The organism is Thermaerobacter litoralis, from assembly GCF_054654595.1.
On record NZ_BAAIES010000008.1, the window covers coordinates 1 to 15894 of the forward strand.

A 15894-nucleotide genomic window follows, 5' to 3' on the forward strand; every position below is an offset into this window, starting at 1 on the left:
GTTCAGGGTCTGGCCGGCGGCGGCCAGCATGGCGAAGGAGCCCACCACGGACACCGGCAGCATCAGGCCGACCACCAGGGTGGTGCGCCAGTTGCCGAGGAACAGGTACAGCACCGCCACGGCGATCAGGCCGCCCAGCAGGCCGTGCTCGGCCACGGTGCGCACCGACTCCTCGATGAAGTCCCCCTGGTCGAGGATGGGGCGCAGCTCCACCCCGGGCGGCAGCTGGGGTGCCAGCCGCTCCAGGGCCTGGCGGACGCCGCGGGAGACGGCCAGGGTGTTGCCGTCGGTGGCCTTGAGCACCTGGAGCTGGACCACGGGCTTGCCGTCCAGGTAGGCCAGCTGCGAGGGATCGGCCAGGGTCTCCTCCACCGTGGCGATGTCGGCAATGCGCACCGCCGCCCCCGCCGGCGTGGTGACGACCGCCTGCGCCACGTCCTGGGCGCTGGCGTACTGGGCGTCCAGCCGCACCGACAGGGCGGCCCGGCCCCGGTCCACAGACCCGGCGGTCGCCAGGCTGGCCCCGCCGCCCAGGGCCCGGGCCACCAGAGCCGGGCTCAAGCCGTAGGCTTCCATCCGCGCCGGGTCCAGGACCACCCGCACCTCCCGGTGGCGCAGTCCCACCACGCCGACGGAAGCCACCCCCTCCACCTGCTCCAGGGCAGGGGCGATGCGGTCCTCCGCCAGGGACTGCAGCTGGGCCGCCGGCAGGTCGCCGGTGACGCCGACGATGACCACGGGCTCGGCCGACGGGTCCAGGGTCAGCACCCGCGGGCTGCCGGCGTCCTCGGGCAGGACGCCGCGCACCGCGTCGATGCGCTTCTGCACCTCCAGCACGGTGAAGTCCAGGTCCGTCCCCCAGTCCAGCTCCAGGATCACCAGGGCCGAGCCGGGCTGGGCGATGGAGCGGACGCCCTTGACCCCGTTGATCGTGCTGACGGCCTGCTCCAGCGGTTCGACCACGCGGGCTTCCAGCTCCGCCGGCGCGGCACCGGGGTAGGAGGTGGCCACGACGACCACGGGCAGCTCCAGCTGGGGCAGGAGGTCCACCGGCATGGCCGGCAGGAGGAAGGCGCCGAGGAGGACCAGGGCGATCACCAGGACGGTGACGAAGACGGGCCGGCGGACGGAGAAGCGGGCGATGCTCACGGCCGACCGCCCTCTTCCACGACCTGGACCTGCTCGCCGCCGGCCAGACCGGCCGCGCCCCGGGTGACCACCTGCTCACCCGCCCGCAGCCCCTCCAGGATCAGGGCCTGCTCCGCGGTCACGGTGCCGTAGCGCACCTCTCGCCGCTCGGCCCGGCCGCCCTCGACGACGAAGACCACGCCCCGGCCAGGTTCGTCCCCCTCCTGCAGGGCGTCCACCGGCACCACCACGCCCCGGGTGCCGCCGGTGGGCGTGAACCGCAGGGTGGCCGGCTGGCCCGAGACGGGCCAGTCGACGCCCTCCTGGGGCAGCAACTCCACGGTGACCGTGTAGGCCCCCGTGCGCAGGTCCGGCACCAGCGTCTTGCCGGTCACCCGCCCCTTCCAGGTGGTCGACCCCACCTGGACCTCGGCGGGGTCCCCGGCGGCCAGGGCGTCGTAGAGGCCCGGGGGCAGGTCGGCCTCCACCTGGACGGGTCCCGGTTCCACCAGGACGACCAGCGGGTCCACGGCCTGGGGCGAGGCCAGGGTGCCCACCTGGGCCTTGACCTGGGCCACCACGCCGGCCACCGGGGCCGTCACCCGGGTCAGCTCCAGCTGGCGCCGGGCCAGGGCCACCGCCGCCTCGGCCTGCTCCACTTGCGCCCGGGCGGCCGCCGCCGGGTCGCCGCCCGCCGCCAGGTCGCGGGCCTGGCGCGCGGCGTCAAGACGCACGTCCGCCGCCTGGAGGTTGAACTCGGCCTGGCGCACGGCGGCCCGGGCCTCCGCCAGGGACGCGGCCAGCTGGGCGCAGCCGGCGCTCCCGGTCCCGGGCTCCGCCGCGCCCGCCCCCGGCAGACCGCCGCCAGGGCCCGTGGCGGGGGTGGTCCCGCCGGGTGCCGCCGACGCCGGGGTCCCGGCCCCGGCGCCGGCGGCGCAGCCCAGGGCCTGCCACTGGCGCTCCAGGGTGGCCAGGGTCTGGCGCGCCCCATCCAGCTGGGCGGCGGCCCCCTTCCGTGCCAGCTCCGCCTGGCGCAGCTCGGCGTCGGCCTGCAGGACCTGCAGCCGGCCGCCCTTCTCCGCCTGGCGGGCCGCGGCCCGGGCCGCCTCTAGGGCCGCCTCCGCCTGGCGCAGCTGGGCCTGAGCGGCCGCCGGGTCGATCTCCACCAGCACCTGGCCGGCCTTCACCCGGTCGCCGACCTTCACGTGGACGGCGGTGATCATCCCCGCCGCCTGGGGGCGGACAGCCACCTCGGATCGGGCCCGGACGCGGCCGGCCAGTTCCACCGGCTGGGTCACCGTCCCCTCCTCGGCCACGGCGATCGCCACGGGGACGGGGCCTCCATCACCGGCCCCGGCGCCCTCGGCCGGCTCCCCGCGCCCGCCACCGCTGCAGGCCGAAAGGACCACCGCGGCGGCAGCCATCAGGGCCACGGGAACCGCCCACCGGGCGCGGCGGGCGGCCCGCCGCCCCGGCGCCTGTCGCTCGTGGGGTCCCCGATCGTCTCCACGCAAGGGGAACACAGGCTGGATTGGGCTGCTCACGGCCTTCCGCGCTCCTTTCCCGGGCCGGCCCCCGTCGCGCCGGGGGCTTCGTGCGGCCGGCCAGCTCGGTCGCTCCGGCCGCCGGCTGGGCCGCCGCCGGCTGGGCCGCCACCGGTGGAGTGGACGCCCTGGCCGCCGGCGGCCCCGGCCAGGTAGGTGTCGATGGCGGCCAGCAGGCGGGGCAGCAGGCCCGGCGGCGCCCCGCTGTGGTACCAGGCCGCCAGCCGGGCCAGGGCGATGCCCTCGATGTCCAGGGCCAGTTCCTCCGCCGGCCGCCCGGCCTGCAGCTCGCCCCGCGCCTGGCCGCGGGCGCACAGGTCGGTGACCAGCCGGTGGAGCAGCTGGGACGCCCGTTCCGAGGCGCCCCGGCGCAGGTTCTCGATGCACCAGAGCCAGATCACGTCGGGGTGGACCTCCCGGGTCCACTCCACCAGCCGGCTCAGGAGGCGGTGGAGGGCGGCCCTCATCGGTAGGTCGGCCGCCTGGTCCAGCTCCCGCCGCAAGGCCTCCAGGCGTGGCGGCAGGGCGGCCAGGGCCAGGTCTTCCTTGGTGGCGAAGTAGTTGTAGAAGGTGCCCTTGGCGACGCCGGCCGCGCTGGCGATCTGGTCGACCGTCGTCGCGGCGAAGCCCTGGCGCGCCAGCAGCCGCATGCCCTCCCGGAGCAGGGCCTGGCGCACCGCTTCCCGCTGGGTCTGGCGCAGGTTCATGGGCAACGCCTCGCCTTGACCGCGGTCATTCGATGACCGCGGTCACATCATGGACCCAGCGTAGGCGGGCGACCCCACCTGTGTCAAGATCCTCCGGCTCTAGGTGCAGCGATGTGGGCCGGCGGTCCGGACCCAGAGGCTGCGGGCCTCGCCGAGGGGCTCCGGGCCGGCCCGCCACGGGGCGGGCTGGTGCGAGCTGTGGCAGGCCGGCCTGAGCTGTGGCAGGCCGCCCCGCGGCGGGGCAGGCCGGCCCGAGGTGTGACAGGGCACCCCGAGAGGTTTTGGGGATCCCGTCGGGGTTTGGGAGCCCTCGGTCTTGGAAGGCGCGCCAGGGAAGGGGCACGGCGGATCGGCCGCCGGCGGTCGATCCTAGCGGTCGACCTCGCAGAGGACGATGTCGATGCTGCCGATGATGGCCGTCATGTCCGCCACCAGGTGGCCCCGGGCCATCAGGGGCAGCAGCTGCAGGTGGACGAAGCAGGGCGAGCGCCAGTGGGCGCGGTACGGCATGACGTCGCCGCCGGCAACCAGGTAGAGCCCGATGCTCCCCCGGGGCGATTCGATCTCATGGTAGATCTCCCCGGTCGGGCGCAGGGCCCGGGGCAGCTTGGCCATGACGGGCCCGCCGGGCAGGTTGCGCAGCGCCTCCCGGGCCAGCCGCACGCTTTCCAGCACCTCCTGCACCCGGACCTGGTTGCGGGCCCAGACGTCGCCTCCTTCCGCCGTCACCGGGCGGAAGCCCAGCTCCCGGTAGGGAACCCCGTCGTCGTGGGCGCGCAGGTCCCGGGCCACGCCGCAACCCCGCAGCACCGGCCCGCTGGCCTGCCAGGCCACCGCCTGCTGGGGCGTCAGCACGCCAACCCCTCGCGTCCGGCGGAGGTACAGGTCGTTCTCGAAGAGCAGCTGGACGTACTCGGGCCAGGCCTCCTGCTCCATGTGGTCGAGCCAGGCCAGGGCCCGTTCCACCCAACCGTCGGGCGTATCGTTGCGCAGGCCGCCGATGCGCATGAACTGGGGGAAGAGCCGGCCGCCGGAGAGCTCCTGGACCAGCATGTAGTACATCTCCCGGTCCCGCCAGGCGAACAGGAAGGGGGTCACCGCGCCCAGGTCCAGGCCCATGGTCCCCATCCAGAGGACGTGGCTGGCGATCCGTTCCATCTCGCACAGGGCCAGGCGCAGCCACCGCGCCCGCTCGGGCACCTCGACGCCCAGCAGGCGCTCGATGGCCTCGCAGATCAGCCGCTCGTTGTGGAAGGGCGCGATGTAGTCGTTGCGGTCGGAGAAGGGGACGTTCATCGCGTAGGTGCGGTATTCGGCCTGCTTCTCCCAGTTGCGGTGCATGAAGCCGATGTCCGGCTCGGCGTGGACGATGGTCTCCCCCTCCAGGGTGAGGACGACCCGCAACACCCCGTGGGTGCTGGGGTGCTGGGGCCCCATGCTGAGGACCATGTGCTGGCCCTCGTCGTCCAGGTAGCGCAGCTCGACCCGGGCATCCCCCCGCGGGTCAGGCAGCGCCGCCGTGTACGCCGGATCCCGCTCCAGGACGGCGCTGCCCGCCTTGCCCGGCACGCGATCGCCGCCGGCCATGGTCGCCCGCCTCCTCGGCCGCCAGTTGGGTCCCGCCCGACGGGGTCCGGGTCCCGCCCGGCCGGGCACGGCCCCGCCGAGGACCGCTCCCCCGCCGACGCCCTACCGAACCCCCGCCGAACCTTTCCCGGGTCCTAACCTCTCCCGGGTCCGGGCCCCTTATCCCGACGAACCGGCCGGCGGCGCCGGGCCCCCCGGGACGTCCCGGCGCCGCGCCCCCGGCCGGTCCCGGGCGCTGGATCGCCCCAGGCCGTCCGGGCGCTGTTGCGCGCCGCGTCACGGCCGCTGCCTGTCCTGGCCCGTCCCGGGACCGGGCGCCGGGGCACCGGCAGGCGCTGGCGCCCCGCGGATCGCGGGCCCCGGGCACGGCGGTCAAGCCACCGCCAGGCCCGGTGCGCTAGAGGTGCGCTACACTGGTATCCATGGACGCGATGGACGCGCGCAAGTCCGGGCCCCCTGAGGCCCCATTCCCCGCCGGTGCCCGGCCCCCCCATCCGGCCGGCCCCGCCGCCGGTGGCTACGCCGGTCCCGCCGGCGCCGCCCCTGGCGGCAACGCCGGCCCCGCCGGTGCCGCCGGGGCCGCCGGATCCGGCACCACCCGCCGGCGTCCGGCCGAAAGCGCCGCGCCGGGGGACGGGCCGGCCGCCGGTCCCGGCGGGCTCGACGGCGTGCCGCCGGGCCCCGTGGTGGAGGCCGGGTTCTTCCGCCGCCCCGCCGCCGAGCTGGCGCCGGCCCTGCTCGGCCTGGAACTGGTCCACGAGACGGCCGAAGGCCTGGCCAGCGGCATCATCGTCGAGGCCGAGGCCTACCAGGGCCCCGAGGACCGCGGCGCCCACTCCTACGGCGGCCGGCGCACGGCCCGGACGGAGGTGATGTTCGGGCCGGCCGGCTACGCCTACGTGTTCACCATCTACGGCATGCACCATTGCTTCAACGTGGTGGCGGCCGAGCCGGGTGAGCCCCAGGCCGTGCTGGTGCGCGCCCTGGAGCCCCGCCGCGGCGTGGGGCTGATGGCCCGGCGGCGCAATCTGACCCCCCAGGCGGCGGCCCGCCCCGGCCTCCTGACGGGCGGCCCTGGCCGGCTGTGCCAGGCCCTGGGCATCACCCGGGCCCACTACGGCCTGCCCCTGTTCGACCCCGGCTCGCCCTTGCGGATCCACTACCCGCAGCCGCCCTTTCCGGTCGGCACCGTGGCCCGCGGCCCGCGGATCAACATCGACTACGCCGGGGAGTGGAAGGACGTGCCCTGGCGCTTCTGGGTGGCGGGCAATCCCCACGTCTCCAAGGGGTGACGGCCGACCGCGGCCAACTGCGACCGCCGGCCGACCGCGGCCGCCCCCGGCCGTCCGCGACCGCCGGCCACCCGCGGTCGTTCGTTGCCGTCCCGGCGGCGGTCGTTCCTGGCCGTCCCCGGCCCGCCGCCGCCGTCCGCGATCGGCCCGGGCGCGTCGGGCAGCGGTCGCGGCGCACCCGCCGGCGGCGCCCGCGCCCCGTCCGCCCCCGGACGATCCTTCCGCTCCCGGTCTGCACCATGGGTGCCAGCCGTCCCCTGCGACGGCTGTCATCCCGCACCAGGGGTTGCATCCCGCGGCATCGGCCCCAGAATGTTCTGGCCGGGACGAACGGCTGGGCGGCAGGATATCGTCGGAGGACGGGGAACACGTCCATGGTTCGCGGCTTCGACACGATTCGCGGGGCCGCTCGCACCATCACAGCCTTTCAACGGGGGGTTTCCTATGCGCGGGCGAGCCAGAGGCCGGATGTGGGGTCTGGCCCTCGTGGTGGCGGGTTCGCTGATCCTCTCCGCCTGCGGCGGCGGTGGCGGCGGGACCCAGGAGCAGGGGGGCGGCACGGGTACCGGCGGCGGCGAGCAGGCCAAGGTCCGCGTCGGCCTGGTCTACGACGTGGGCGGGCGCGGCGACCAGTCCTTCAACGACATGGCCTACGCGGGCTTGGAGAAGGCCAAGCAGGAGTTCGGCGACCGGCTGGAGGCCCAGGACGCCGAGCCCGACGCGGGCGGCCAGAACCGGGAGGACCTGCTGCGGACCTTCGCCGACCAGGGCTACGACCTGGTGATCGGCGTCGGCTTCCTCTTCACCGACGCCATCAGCGCCGTGGCCAAGGAGTACCCCGACGTCAAGTTCGCCATCATCGACTCCTGCCCGCAGGAGCAGCTGGACAACGTGGCCTGCCTGACCTTCAAGGAGCACGAGGGCTCCTTCCTGGTCGGCGCGGCCGCGGCGCTCAAGAGCAAGACCGGCACCATCGGCTTCGTCGGCGGCATGAAGACCCCGCTGATCGAGCGCTTTGAGGCCGGCTACCGGGCCGGGGCCAAGTACATCAACCCCGACATCAAGGTGCTGTCCGACTACGCCGGCACCACCGGCGAGGCCTTCAACAACCCGACCAAGGGCCGGGAGCTGGCCCTGGCCCAGATCCGGCAGGGCGCCGACGTGATCTACCACGCGGCCGGCGGCACCGGCAAGGGCGTGTTCGAGGCCGTCAAGCAGCAGGGCAAGCTGGCCATCGGCGTGGACGCCGACCAGTCCCTGACCTCGCCCGACTACGCCGACGTGATCCTGACCTCCATGGTGAAGCGGGTCGACGTGGCGGTCTACGACGTGATCCGCTCCGTGGTCGAGGGCAACTTCCAGGCCGGCCTGCACGCCTACGGCCTCAAGGAGGACGGCGTCGGCTACGCGGTCAACGACAAGAACCGCTCCATGATCGAGGACATCACGGCCCAGCTGGACGAGCTGAAGCAGAAGATCATCAGCGGCGAGATCCACGTCCCCGAGACGCCGGGCGACGTGTGAGGAGCGCACCCCGGGCGCGCCCGGGGAAGCGCGGGCCGGGTTCCACCGCAGGGGACGGCACGGGGGCCGTCCCCTGCCCATGCCCGGGCGCCGCGGCGCAGGGAGGTGCGGTCGTGCCGGAAGCCGAGTGGATGCTGGAGGTCCGCCACATCACCAAGCGCTTTCCCGGCTTGGTGGCCAACGACGACATCAGCTTCGCCGTGCGCCGCGGCGAGATCCACGCCATCGTCGGGGAAAACGGCGCCGGCAAGTCCACGTTGATGAAGATCCTGGCCGGCCTCTACGAGCCCGACGCCGGGGAGATCCTGCTGGAGGGCCGGCCGGTCCGGCTGCGGGGGCCGCGCCACGCGGCCCAGCTGGGCATCGGCATGGTCCACCAGCACTTCATGCTGGTCCCGCGCTTCACGGTGGCGGAGAACGTGGTGCTGGGCAGCGAACCCGGCTCGGCGGGCCGGCTCGACCTGGCGGCTGCCCGGGCCCGGGTGGCGGAACTGGCCGGCCGCTACCACCTGGACATCGACCCCGACGCCCGGGTGGCCGACCTCTCCGTCGGCCAGCAGCAGCGGGTGGAGATCCTCAAGGTCCTCTACCGCGGCGCCCAGGTCCTGATCCTGGACGAGCCGACGGCCGTCCTGGTGCCCCAGGAGGTGGAGGAGCTCTTCCGCCACCTGCGGGAGCTGCGCCAGCAGGGCAAGACCGTGCTGTTCATCAGCCACAAGCTGGACGAGGTCCTGGCCATCGCCGACCGCATCACCGTGCTGCGCCGCGGCCGGGTCATCGGCACCGTCGCCGCCGGGGAGGCGACCAAGCCGCAGCTGGCCGAGATGATGGTCGGCCGCCCCGTCCTCTTCCGGCTGGAGCGGCCCGAGCCGCCCCGGCTGGACGAACCGGCCCCCTTGCTGGCCCTGCACGACGTGACCTGCCTCGAGGGCGCCCGCGCCGTGCTGGACGGGGTCTCCATCACCGTGCACCCCGGCGAGATCTACGCCATCGCCGGGGTCGAGGGCAACGGCCAGGCCGAGCTGGTCCAGGTGGTGACAGGGCTGCGGCCGGTCCACCGGGGCCGGGTGGAGATCTTCGGCCGGGACGCGGCGGGCTGGAGCGTGGCGCGCCGCCGCGCCGAGGGGATGGCCGTGATCCCCGAGGACCGGCACCGCCAGGCCCTGGTGCTGCCCATGACCCTGTGGGAGAACGCCATGCTGGGCAGCCACCGCGACCCCCTCTGGCGGCGCGGCCCCCTCTACCGCCCCGCCGCCATCCGCCGGCGGGTGGCCGGCTACGTCGCCCGCTACGACGTCCGCACGCCCTCCCTGGACGTCCCCGCCGCCGCCCTGTCGGGCGGCAACCAGCAGAAGCTGATCCTGGCGCGGGAGCTGGAGCGCGGGCCCCGGCTCATCGTGGCGGCCCAGCCCACCCGGGGCCTGGACGTGGGCGCCATCGAGTTCGTGTGGAGCCAGCTCCTCGAGGCGCGGGCGCGGGGGCTGGGGGTGCTGCTGATCTCGGCGGACCTGGAGGAGATCATGGCCCTGGCCGACCGCATCGGCGTGCTGGTGCGAGGGCGGCTGGCCGGCGAGCTGGCCCGGGAAGAGGCCACGCCCGAGCGGCTGGGCCGGCTGATGCTGGCCGGAGGTGAGACGGCATGAGGTGGACCCGCGGCCTGCTCTACGCCGCCGTCCCCGTCGTCGCCCTGGTGCTGGCGGGGCTGATCGGGGCCGTGGTGGTGCGCACCACGGGCGGCCATCCCCTGGAGGTCCTCCAGGTGATGCTGACCTACAACCTCTCCAGCCCCGACAGCATCGCCGGCGTCCTGTCGCGGATGACACCCCTCATCCTCTCCGGCCTGGCGGTGGCGCTGAGCTTCCGGGCCGGCCTGTTCAACATCGGGGTGGAGGGCCAGTACCTGATCGCCGCCTTCACCGCCTCCCTGGCCGGGATCTACCTGGCGGGCCTGCCGGCCGCCCTGCACCTGCCCCTGACGGTGCTGGCCGGGATGGCGGGCGGCGCCCTGTGGGCCTGGCTCCCGGCGGAGCTGAAGGTGCGGCGGGGCGTCCACGAGGTCATCAGCACGATCATGCTCAACTTCATCGCCACGTCCCTGCTGCTCTGGCTCATCGGCGACGTGTTCCGCGACCCGACCCAGGCCGGCACGACCCGGGTGCGGATGCCCGAGATCGCGGCGTCGGCCCGGATCCCCCGCATCCACGGCCTGGCCGAGCTGTTGGGTATCCACCTGCGGCCGTCGGTGGCCCTGGACTGGTTCTTCCTCGTGGCCCTGGCCCTGGCGGCGGTGGTGTACCTGGTGCTGTGGCGGACGCCCTTCGGCTTCGAGCTGAGGGCGGTGGGTCTCAACCCCGAGGCGGCCCGGGCCGCCGGCATCCCCGTCCCCGCCGTCCAGCGCAAGGCCCTGCTTTTGAGCGGCGCCCTGGCGGGCCTGGTCGGGATGTCCGACCTGCTGGGCTACTTCGGCTACCTCGACATCGACTTCCCCCGCGGCTACGGCTTCACCGGCATCGCCGTCGCCCTCTTGGGGGCCAACCACCCCGCCGGGGTCGTCCTGGCCTCCTTCCTGTTCGCCTTCCTGCAGCGGGGCGGCCTGGGGGTCCAGGCCCTGGCCGACGTGCCGCGGGAGGTCATCACCGTGATGGAGGGCGTGATCATCCTCACCATGCTGATCACCTCCGCGGTGGCCGGGCGCTGGCTCCGCCGCTGGGAGCGGGCCCACATCCTGGCCGGCCAGTCGGCGGGGACCGCCGGCGGGGGACGAACCCGGCCGGACGCCCCGGGGCGAGAGGAGGGACACCATGCCGGCGCATGACGCCGCTTCGCCGGCCCTGCTGGTGGGACTGGTGGCGCTGGTGGCCGCGACCCTGCGCCTGTCCCTGCCCGTGCTGATCACCGGCGTGGGCGCCACCTTCACCGAGCTGGGCGGCGTGGTCAACATCGGCCTGGAGGGCATGATGCTGTTCGGCGCCTTCTGCGCCGCCTGGGCCGGCATCACCGCGGGGCCGGTGGCCGGCATCGTGGCGGGCGCCCTGGCCGGCGCCGCCCTGGCGGTGGTCCACGCGGTGGCCGCGGTGCGCTTCCGGGTCGACCACATCGTCAGCGGCGTGGCCATCAACCTGCTGGCGACGGGCCTGGTGCGGATCGGCAGCTACCGCGCCTTCGGCACGGCCACCACCTCGCCGCGGGTGGAGGGGCTGCCGGCCCTGCCGGTGCCCTACCTGGGCGACATCTCGCCCCTGGTCCCCGTGGGCTTCTTGCTGATCCTGGTGGTCTGGTACGTGCAGCAGCGCACGCCCTTCGGCCTGCGCCTGCGGGCCTGCGGGGAGAACCCGCTGGCGGCCGACACCCTGGGGGTCAACGTGGAGGCCATGCGCATGACCGGGGTGATCCTGAGCGGCCTCTTCGCTGGGCTGGCCGGGTCCTACCTGGTCGTCGAGCTCAACCACGTCTACGTGGAGGGCATGACCCAGGGGCGTGGCTTCGTCGCCCTGGCCGCCATGATCTTCGGCAACTGGACGCCCGTGGGCGCCGCCCTGGCCTCGCTGCTGTTCGGCGCGGCCGAGGCGCTGTCGATCCAGGCCAACGTGGCCATCCCCTATCAGTTCCTGGAGATGCTGCCCTACGTGGTCACCCTGCTGGTCCTGGCCGGGGTGATGCGGCGGTCGACCCCGCCGGCGGCGGTGGGCACCCACTATACCCGGGGCGAGGAGTAGATCCGGGCTCACCCCACCCATGCGCGCCCATGCGCGAAGGGTGCGCCCATGCGCGAAGGGGACCGCCGGTGGCGGTCCCCTTCGCGCGAGACAGGGGGAGTACCCTGGGGGGTGGACCATCGCAGCCGATGGGCCCGGCCGGGGGACGACCGGCCCCGGCCGCTTACCGATACTCTTCGCAGGCCCGGGCGCCAATCCGGGGGTGGGTCCGCCGTCGTGCCGCTGGCCAGCGCGGCGGTCCCCCGACCGGCCGGCGGCCTGCCCTGGCCCACCGCTGCGGGCCGGCCTCCCCGCCCGGCCGCCGCTACCGCTGCCGCGGCCGGCCGGTACCCTGCCGCTCCCCGCTCCCGCCGTGTGCTATACTGAGAGCTTGCCGGAATTTTCGGGAGACGGGATAACCGGAAAGGATGGAGCCCGTTGGGCAAGCGCATGGCCTTCCTCCTCCGCCTGATCCGCCCCCACTGGACCCGCTACGCCCTGGGCGTGGGTGCCCTGCTGGCCACCGACCTGCTCCAGCTGGCCATCCCCCGGCTGGTCGGCGGCTTCACCGACGCCCTGGACCGGGGTGCCCTGGACCTGGGCGGCGTTTTGCGCTACGCCGGGCTGATCGTCGGCCTGGCGGTGGGCGTGGGCATCTTCCGCTACTTCTGGCGGATCTACGTCTTCGGCACCTCCTGGCGCATCGAGCGGGAGATGCGGGAGCGGCTCTTCCGGCACCTGCTGGGCCTGTCGGCCAACTACTTCAACCACCACAAGACCGGCGACCTGATGGCCCATGCCACCAACGACCTCCAGGCCGTGCGCATGGCGGTGGGCCCGGGCGTCCTGATGCTGGCCGACTCCCTGATGATGAGCGCCGGCACCCTGGCGGTGATGTTGCTGACCATCGACTGGCGCCTGACCCTGCTGGGCCTGGCGCCCCTGCCCCTGCTGGCCCTGTCCTCCTGGGGCCTGGGACGGGCCATCCACGCCCGTTTCCGGCGGGTGCAGGACATCTTCAGCGACCTGACCGACCGGGTGCAGGAGAACCTGTCGGGCATTCGCGTGGTCAAGGCCTTCTCCCGCACCGCCGCGGAAGAACAGGCCTTCCAGCGGGTCAACCACCGCTACCTCCAGGCCAACCTCCACCTGCACCGGGTGGACGCCGCCTTCGACCCGCTGATCGACTTCCTCACCCGCCTGGGGTTCGTCATCGTCCTGGGCTACGGCGGCGCGCTGGTGCTGGACGGGGTCATCAGCCTGGGCGACTTCGTCGCCTTCATCAGCTACCTGGGCATGCTGGTCTGGCCCATGCTGGCCATCGGCTGGGTCGTCAACCTGCTGGAGCGGGGCGCCGCCTCCATGGAGCGGATCGACGCCATCTTCGCCGAGCGGCCCGAGATCACCGACGCCCCCCAGCCGGCGCAGGTGGACCGCCTGGCGGGCCGGATCGAGATCCGGGGCCTGACCTTCCGTTACCGGCCCGACCTGCCGCCGGCCCTGCAGGACTTGACGGTGACGGTGGAACCCGGCCGCACCCTGGCCCTCATCGGCCGGACCGGCTCGGGCAAGACGACCCTGGCAAACCTGCTGGTGCGCGTCTACGACCCGCCGGCCGGCACGGTGTTCATCGACGGCATCGACGTGCGGGACATCCCGCTGGAGGTCCTGCGGCGGGACGTGGGCTACGTGCCCCAGGACCACTTCCTCTTCTCCAAGACCATCGCCGAGAACATCGCCTTCGCGCCGGGCCGGTGGAGCCGGGAGGCCGTGGAGGCCGCCGCCCGCGACGCCCAGGTGGAGGAGGACATCCGCCGCTTCCCCCGGGGCTTCGAGACGCCGGTGGGCGAGCGGGGCGTCACCCTCTCGGGCGGCCAGCGCCAGCGGATCAGCATCGCCCGGGCCCTGCTCAAGGACCCGCCGATCCTGATCCTGGACGACTGCCTCTCCGCCGTGGACAGCCAGACGGAGAGCCGGATCCTGGAGCGCCTGCGGGAGATCATGGCCCGGCGGACCACCATCCTCATCTCCCACCGGGTGTCCACCGTCCAGCACGCCGACGAGATCCTGGTGCTGGACGGCGGCCGGGTGGTGGAACGCGGCACCCACCAGGAGCTGCTGGCCCGCCGGGGCGAGTACTACCGCCTGTACCACCGCCAGCGGCTGGAGGAACAGATCGCCGCCGAGTGAACCCCTTGGGAGACGGGCGCCGCAGCCGCGCCGCCGCGAGAGAGGAGCTGCGCCAACGGGCATGGAGGAATACCGCGAGGACGAACATCTGGGCAAGATCTACGACGGCCGCCTGATGCGCCGGCTGCTGGGCTACGCCCGGCCCCACCTGGGCTGGATCCTGGTCAGCATCGTCCTGCTGCTGCTGGTCACGGCGGCCGACCTGGCCGGGCCCCTGCTGATCCGCACGGCCATCGACCACCACCTGCGGGCGGCCGACCGGCCGCGCATCGCCCTGCAACCGGCGGTCGTGGAGCAGCTGCCGGCCCGCCTGCAACGGGAGGCGGTGGCCTTCGAGGGCCGGTTCTTCCTGAGGGAAGACCGCCTGCCCGCGGGCTTCCTGTCCCCGGCCCAGCGGGCGGCAGCCCGCTACCAGGTGCTGGAGGTGGACGGCGGCCGGTTCTACCTGGTCCAGGTGGGGGACGAACCGGTCACCGCGCCGCCCGCCCAGCTCCAGGTGGGCACGGCCGGCGGCGCCACCGTGGTCCTGGCGCCGCCGGCCGGCGGGACGGGAGGCGATGCCGGAGGGCGGGCCTTGCCGGCCCGGCTGCTCAGCCGCGAGGAGGTCCACCAGTTCCGCCAGCCCGAGCGGGCGGCGGTGGCCCGGATCGCCGGGCTCTACCGGGCCCTGGCGGCGGCTGCCTTCGTGCTGGCCTACACCCAGGGCTACCTGCTGCAGTGGACGGCCCAGCGCATCGTCGCCCAGATCCGGGCCCAGGTGTTCGGCCACCTGCAGCGGATGCACCTGGGCTACTTCGACCGCAACCCCGTCGGCCGGCTGGTCACCCGGGTGACCAACGACGTGGAGACCCTGAACGAGATGTACACCAGCGTGGTGGTCAACCTCTTCCGCGACCTGTTCGTCCTGGTGGGCATCGCGGGGATCATGCTGGCCTACAACGCCCGGCTGGCCCTGACGGCCTTCGCCGTGCTGCCCCTGGTGGTGGTGGCCGCCGCCATCTTCCGCAGCCAGGCCCGCTCCGCCTACCGCCAGATGCGGGTGCGGCTGGCCCGGATCAACGCCTTCCTGTCCGAGAACATCTCGGGCATGCGGATCATCCAGGTGTTCCGGCGGGAGCGGGAGCAGTTCGCCGAGTTCGACGCCATCAACCGGTCGTACTTCGAGGCGACCATGCGCCACGTGACGATCTTCGCCGTCTTCCGGCCGGTGATCGATTTCCTCTCCTCCCTGGCCCTGGCGCTGGTCATCGCCTACGGCGGTGCCCAGGTGCTGGGCCGGCAGCTGGAACTGGGCGTCCTGGTGGCCTTCATCCAGTACGTCCAGCGGTTCTTCCGGCCGATCACCGAGCTGGCGGAGAAGTTCAACATCATGCAGTCGGCCATGGCCTCGGCCGAGCGCATCTTCGGGGTGCTGGACACGCCCCCGGCCATCGTTGACCCCGAGCGGCCGCGGGTCCCCGCCCGCGTGCGGGGCGCCGTGGAGTTCGACCGGGTCTGGTTCGCCTACCGGGATGAGGAGTGGGTGCTCAAGGACGTCTCCTTCCGGGTCGAACCCGGCGAGACGGTGGCCTTCGTCGGCCACACCGGCGCCGGCAAGACGTCCATCCTGAGCCTGATGAGCCGGTTCTACGACGTCCAGCGGGGCGCCGTGCGCATCGACGGCATCGACGTCCGGGAGTGGCCCCAGGAGGAGCTGCGGCGCCACATCGCTGTGGTCCAGCAGGACGTCTTCCTGTTCACCGGTACGATCCGGGACAACATCCGGCTCTGGAATCCCGCCATCTCCGACGCGGCGGTGGAGCGGGCGGCCCGGCTGACCCGGGCGGACGAGTTCATCCGCCGGCTGCCGCGGGGGTACGACGAGCCGGTGACGGAGCGGGGTTCGACCCTCTCGGCGGGCCAGCGGCAGCTCCTGGCCTTCGCCCGGGCCCTGGCCTACGATCCCGCCATCCTGGTCCTGGACGAGGCGACGGCCAACATCGACACGGAGACGGAACAGCTGATCCAGGAGGCGCTGCGCCAGCTGACCCGGGGCCGCACCACGCTGATCGTGGCCCACCGGCTCTCGACGATCCAGCACGCCGACCGCATCATCGTGCTGCACCGCGGACAGATCCGGGAGGTGGGCACCCACCAGGAGCTCCTGGCGCGGGGCGGCCTCTACCACCGCCTGTGGCTCTTGCAGTACGGTGAACAGGAGCAGCTGACCCGGAAGGAGGCCTGAGGG

11 protein-coding genes are annotated in these 15894 nt (G+C 73.9%); 7 read left to right on the forward strand and 4 right to left on the reverse strand.

From position 1 onward, the window contains the following. The 4 genes from ACYQ02_RS05365 to ACYQ02_RS05380 all read right to left on the reverse strand — a co-directional run. Positions 1 to 1149: efflux RND transporter permease subunit (locus ACYQ02_RS05365; RefSeq protein WP_460039418.1), on the reverse strand; the 1149-nt coding region annotated here is incomplete at its 3' end. Continuing rightward, complete coding sequence (locus tag ACYQ02_RS05370) at positions 1146 to 2552, reverse strand: efflux RND transporter periplasmic adaptor subunit (protein ID WP_460039760.1); 1407 nt, start codon at positions 2550 to 2552, stop codon at positions 1146 to 1148. The genes ACYQ02_RS05365 and ACYQ02_RS05370, both read right to left, overlap by 4 nt. Positions 2553 to 2668: 116 nt before the next feature. Further along, complete coding sequence (locus ACYQ02_RS05375) at positions 2669 to 3379, reverse strand: TetR/AcrR family transcriptional regulator (protein WP_460039419.1); 711 nt, start codon at positions 3377 to 3379, stop codon at positions 2669 to 2671. A gap of 369 nt (positions 3380 to 3748) precedes the next feature. Further along, positions 3749 to 4966 carry an NADH-quinone oxidoreductase subunit D gene (locus ACYQ02_RS05380; protein WP_460039420.1) on the reverse strand — a complete coding sequence of 406 codons (1218 nt, stop codon included), beginning with the start codon at positions 4964 to 4966 and terminating at the stop codon, positions 3749 to 3751. 431 nt (positions 4967 to 5397) lie between these two features. Here ACYQ02_RS05380 and ACYQ02_RS05385 point away from each other — a divergent pair, with 431 nt between their 5' ends. The 7 genes from ACYQ02_RS05385 (at position 5398) to ACYQ02_RS05415 (ending at position 15891) form a co-directional block, all read left to right on the forward strand. Next, positions 5398 to 6258: a DNA-3-methyladenine glycosylase gene (locus ACYQ02_RS05385; RefSeq protein WP_460039421.1), complete on the forward strand. Its 861-nt coding sequence runs from the start codon at positions 5398 to 5400 to the stop codon at positions 6256 to 6258. 468 nt (positions 6259 to 6726) lie between these two features. Continuing rightward, entirely contained in the window at positions 6727 to 7782 is a 1056-nt protein-coding gene (locus ACYQ02_RS05390) for a BMP family lipoprotein (RefSeq protein ID WP_460039422.1), read from the forward strand. Positions 7783 to 7895: 113 nt separating this feature from the next. Next, positions 7896 to 9425, forward strand: a complete 1530-nt coding sequence (locus tag ACYQ02_RS05395) for an ABC transporter ATP-binding protein (RefSeq protein WP_460039423.1) — start codon at positions 7896 to 7898, stop codon at positions 9423 to 9425. Further along, positions 9422 to 10597 (forward strand): ABC transporter permease, encoded by a 1176-nt coding sequence (locus ACYQ02_RS05400; RefSeq protein ID WP_460039424.1) that lies wholly within the window; start codon positions 9422 to 9424, stop codon positions 10595 to 10597. The genes ACYQ02_RS05395 and ACYQ02_RS05400 overlap by 4 nt, the downstream gene beginning before the upstream one ends. Next, positions 10584 to 11498 (forward strand): ABC transporter permease, encoded by a 915-nt coding sequence (locus ACYQ02_RS05405; protein WP_460039425.1) that lies wholly within the window; start codon positions 10584 to 10586, stop codon positions 11496 to 11498. The genes ACYQ02_RS05400 and ACYQ02_RS05405 overlap by 14 nt, the downstream gene beginning before the upstream one ends. Before the next feature lie 417 nt (positions 11499 to 11915). Continuing rightward, positions 11916 to 13667: an ABC transporter ATP-binding protein gene (locus ACYQ02_RS05410; protein WP_460039426.1), complete on the forward strand. Its 1752-nt coding sequence runs from the start codon at positions 11916 to 11918 to the stop codon at positions 13665 to 13667. 61 nt (positions 13668 to 13728) lie between these two features. Continuing rightward, a complete protein-coding gene (locus tag ACYQ02_RS05415; RefSeq protein WP_460039427.1) occupies positions 13729 to 15891 on the forward strand; it encodes an ABC transporter ATP-binding protein in 2163 nt (720 codons plus the stop codon). Positions 15892 to 15894: the final 3 nt, after the last annotated feature.

Bases quoted from the DNA above. Each gene is read 5' to 3' on its own strand.
- ACYQ02_RS05370 (WP_460039760.1), bottom strand. From the start codon at position 2,552: ATGGCTGCCGCCGCGGTGGTCCTTTCGGCCTGCAGCGGTGGCGGGCGC.
- ACYQ02_RS05390 (WP_460039422.1), top strand. From the start codon at position 6,727: ATGTGGGGTCTGGCCCTCGTGGTGGCGGGTTCGCTGATCCTCTCCGCC.
- ACYQ02_RS05375 (WP_460039419.1), bottom strand. From the start codon at position 3,379: ATGAACCTGCGCCAGACCCAGCGGGAAGCGGTGCGCCAGGCCCTGCTC.
- ACYQ02_RS05415 (WP_460039427.1), top strand. From the start codon at position 13,729: ATGGAGGAATACCGCGAGGACGAACATCTGGGCAAGATCTACGACGGC.
- ACYQ02_RS05385 (WP_460039421.1), top strand. From the start codon at position 5,398: ATGGACGCGCGCAAGTCCGGGCCCCCTGAGGCCCCATTCCCCGCCGGT.
- ACYQ02_RS05400 (WP_460039424.1), top strand. From the start codon at position 9,422: ATGAGGTGGACCCGCGGCCTGCTCTACGCCGCCGTCCCCGTCGTCGCC.
- ACYQ02_RS05380 (WP_460039420.1), bottom strand. From the start codon at position 4,966: ATGGCCGGCGGCGATCGCGTGCCGGGCAAGGCGGGCAGCGCCGTCCTG.
- ACYQ02_RS05405 (WP_460039425.1), top strand. From the start codon at position 10,584: ATGCCGGCGCATGACGCCGCTTCGCCGGCCCTGCTGGTGGGACTGGTG.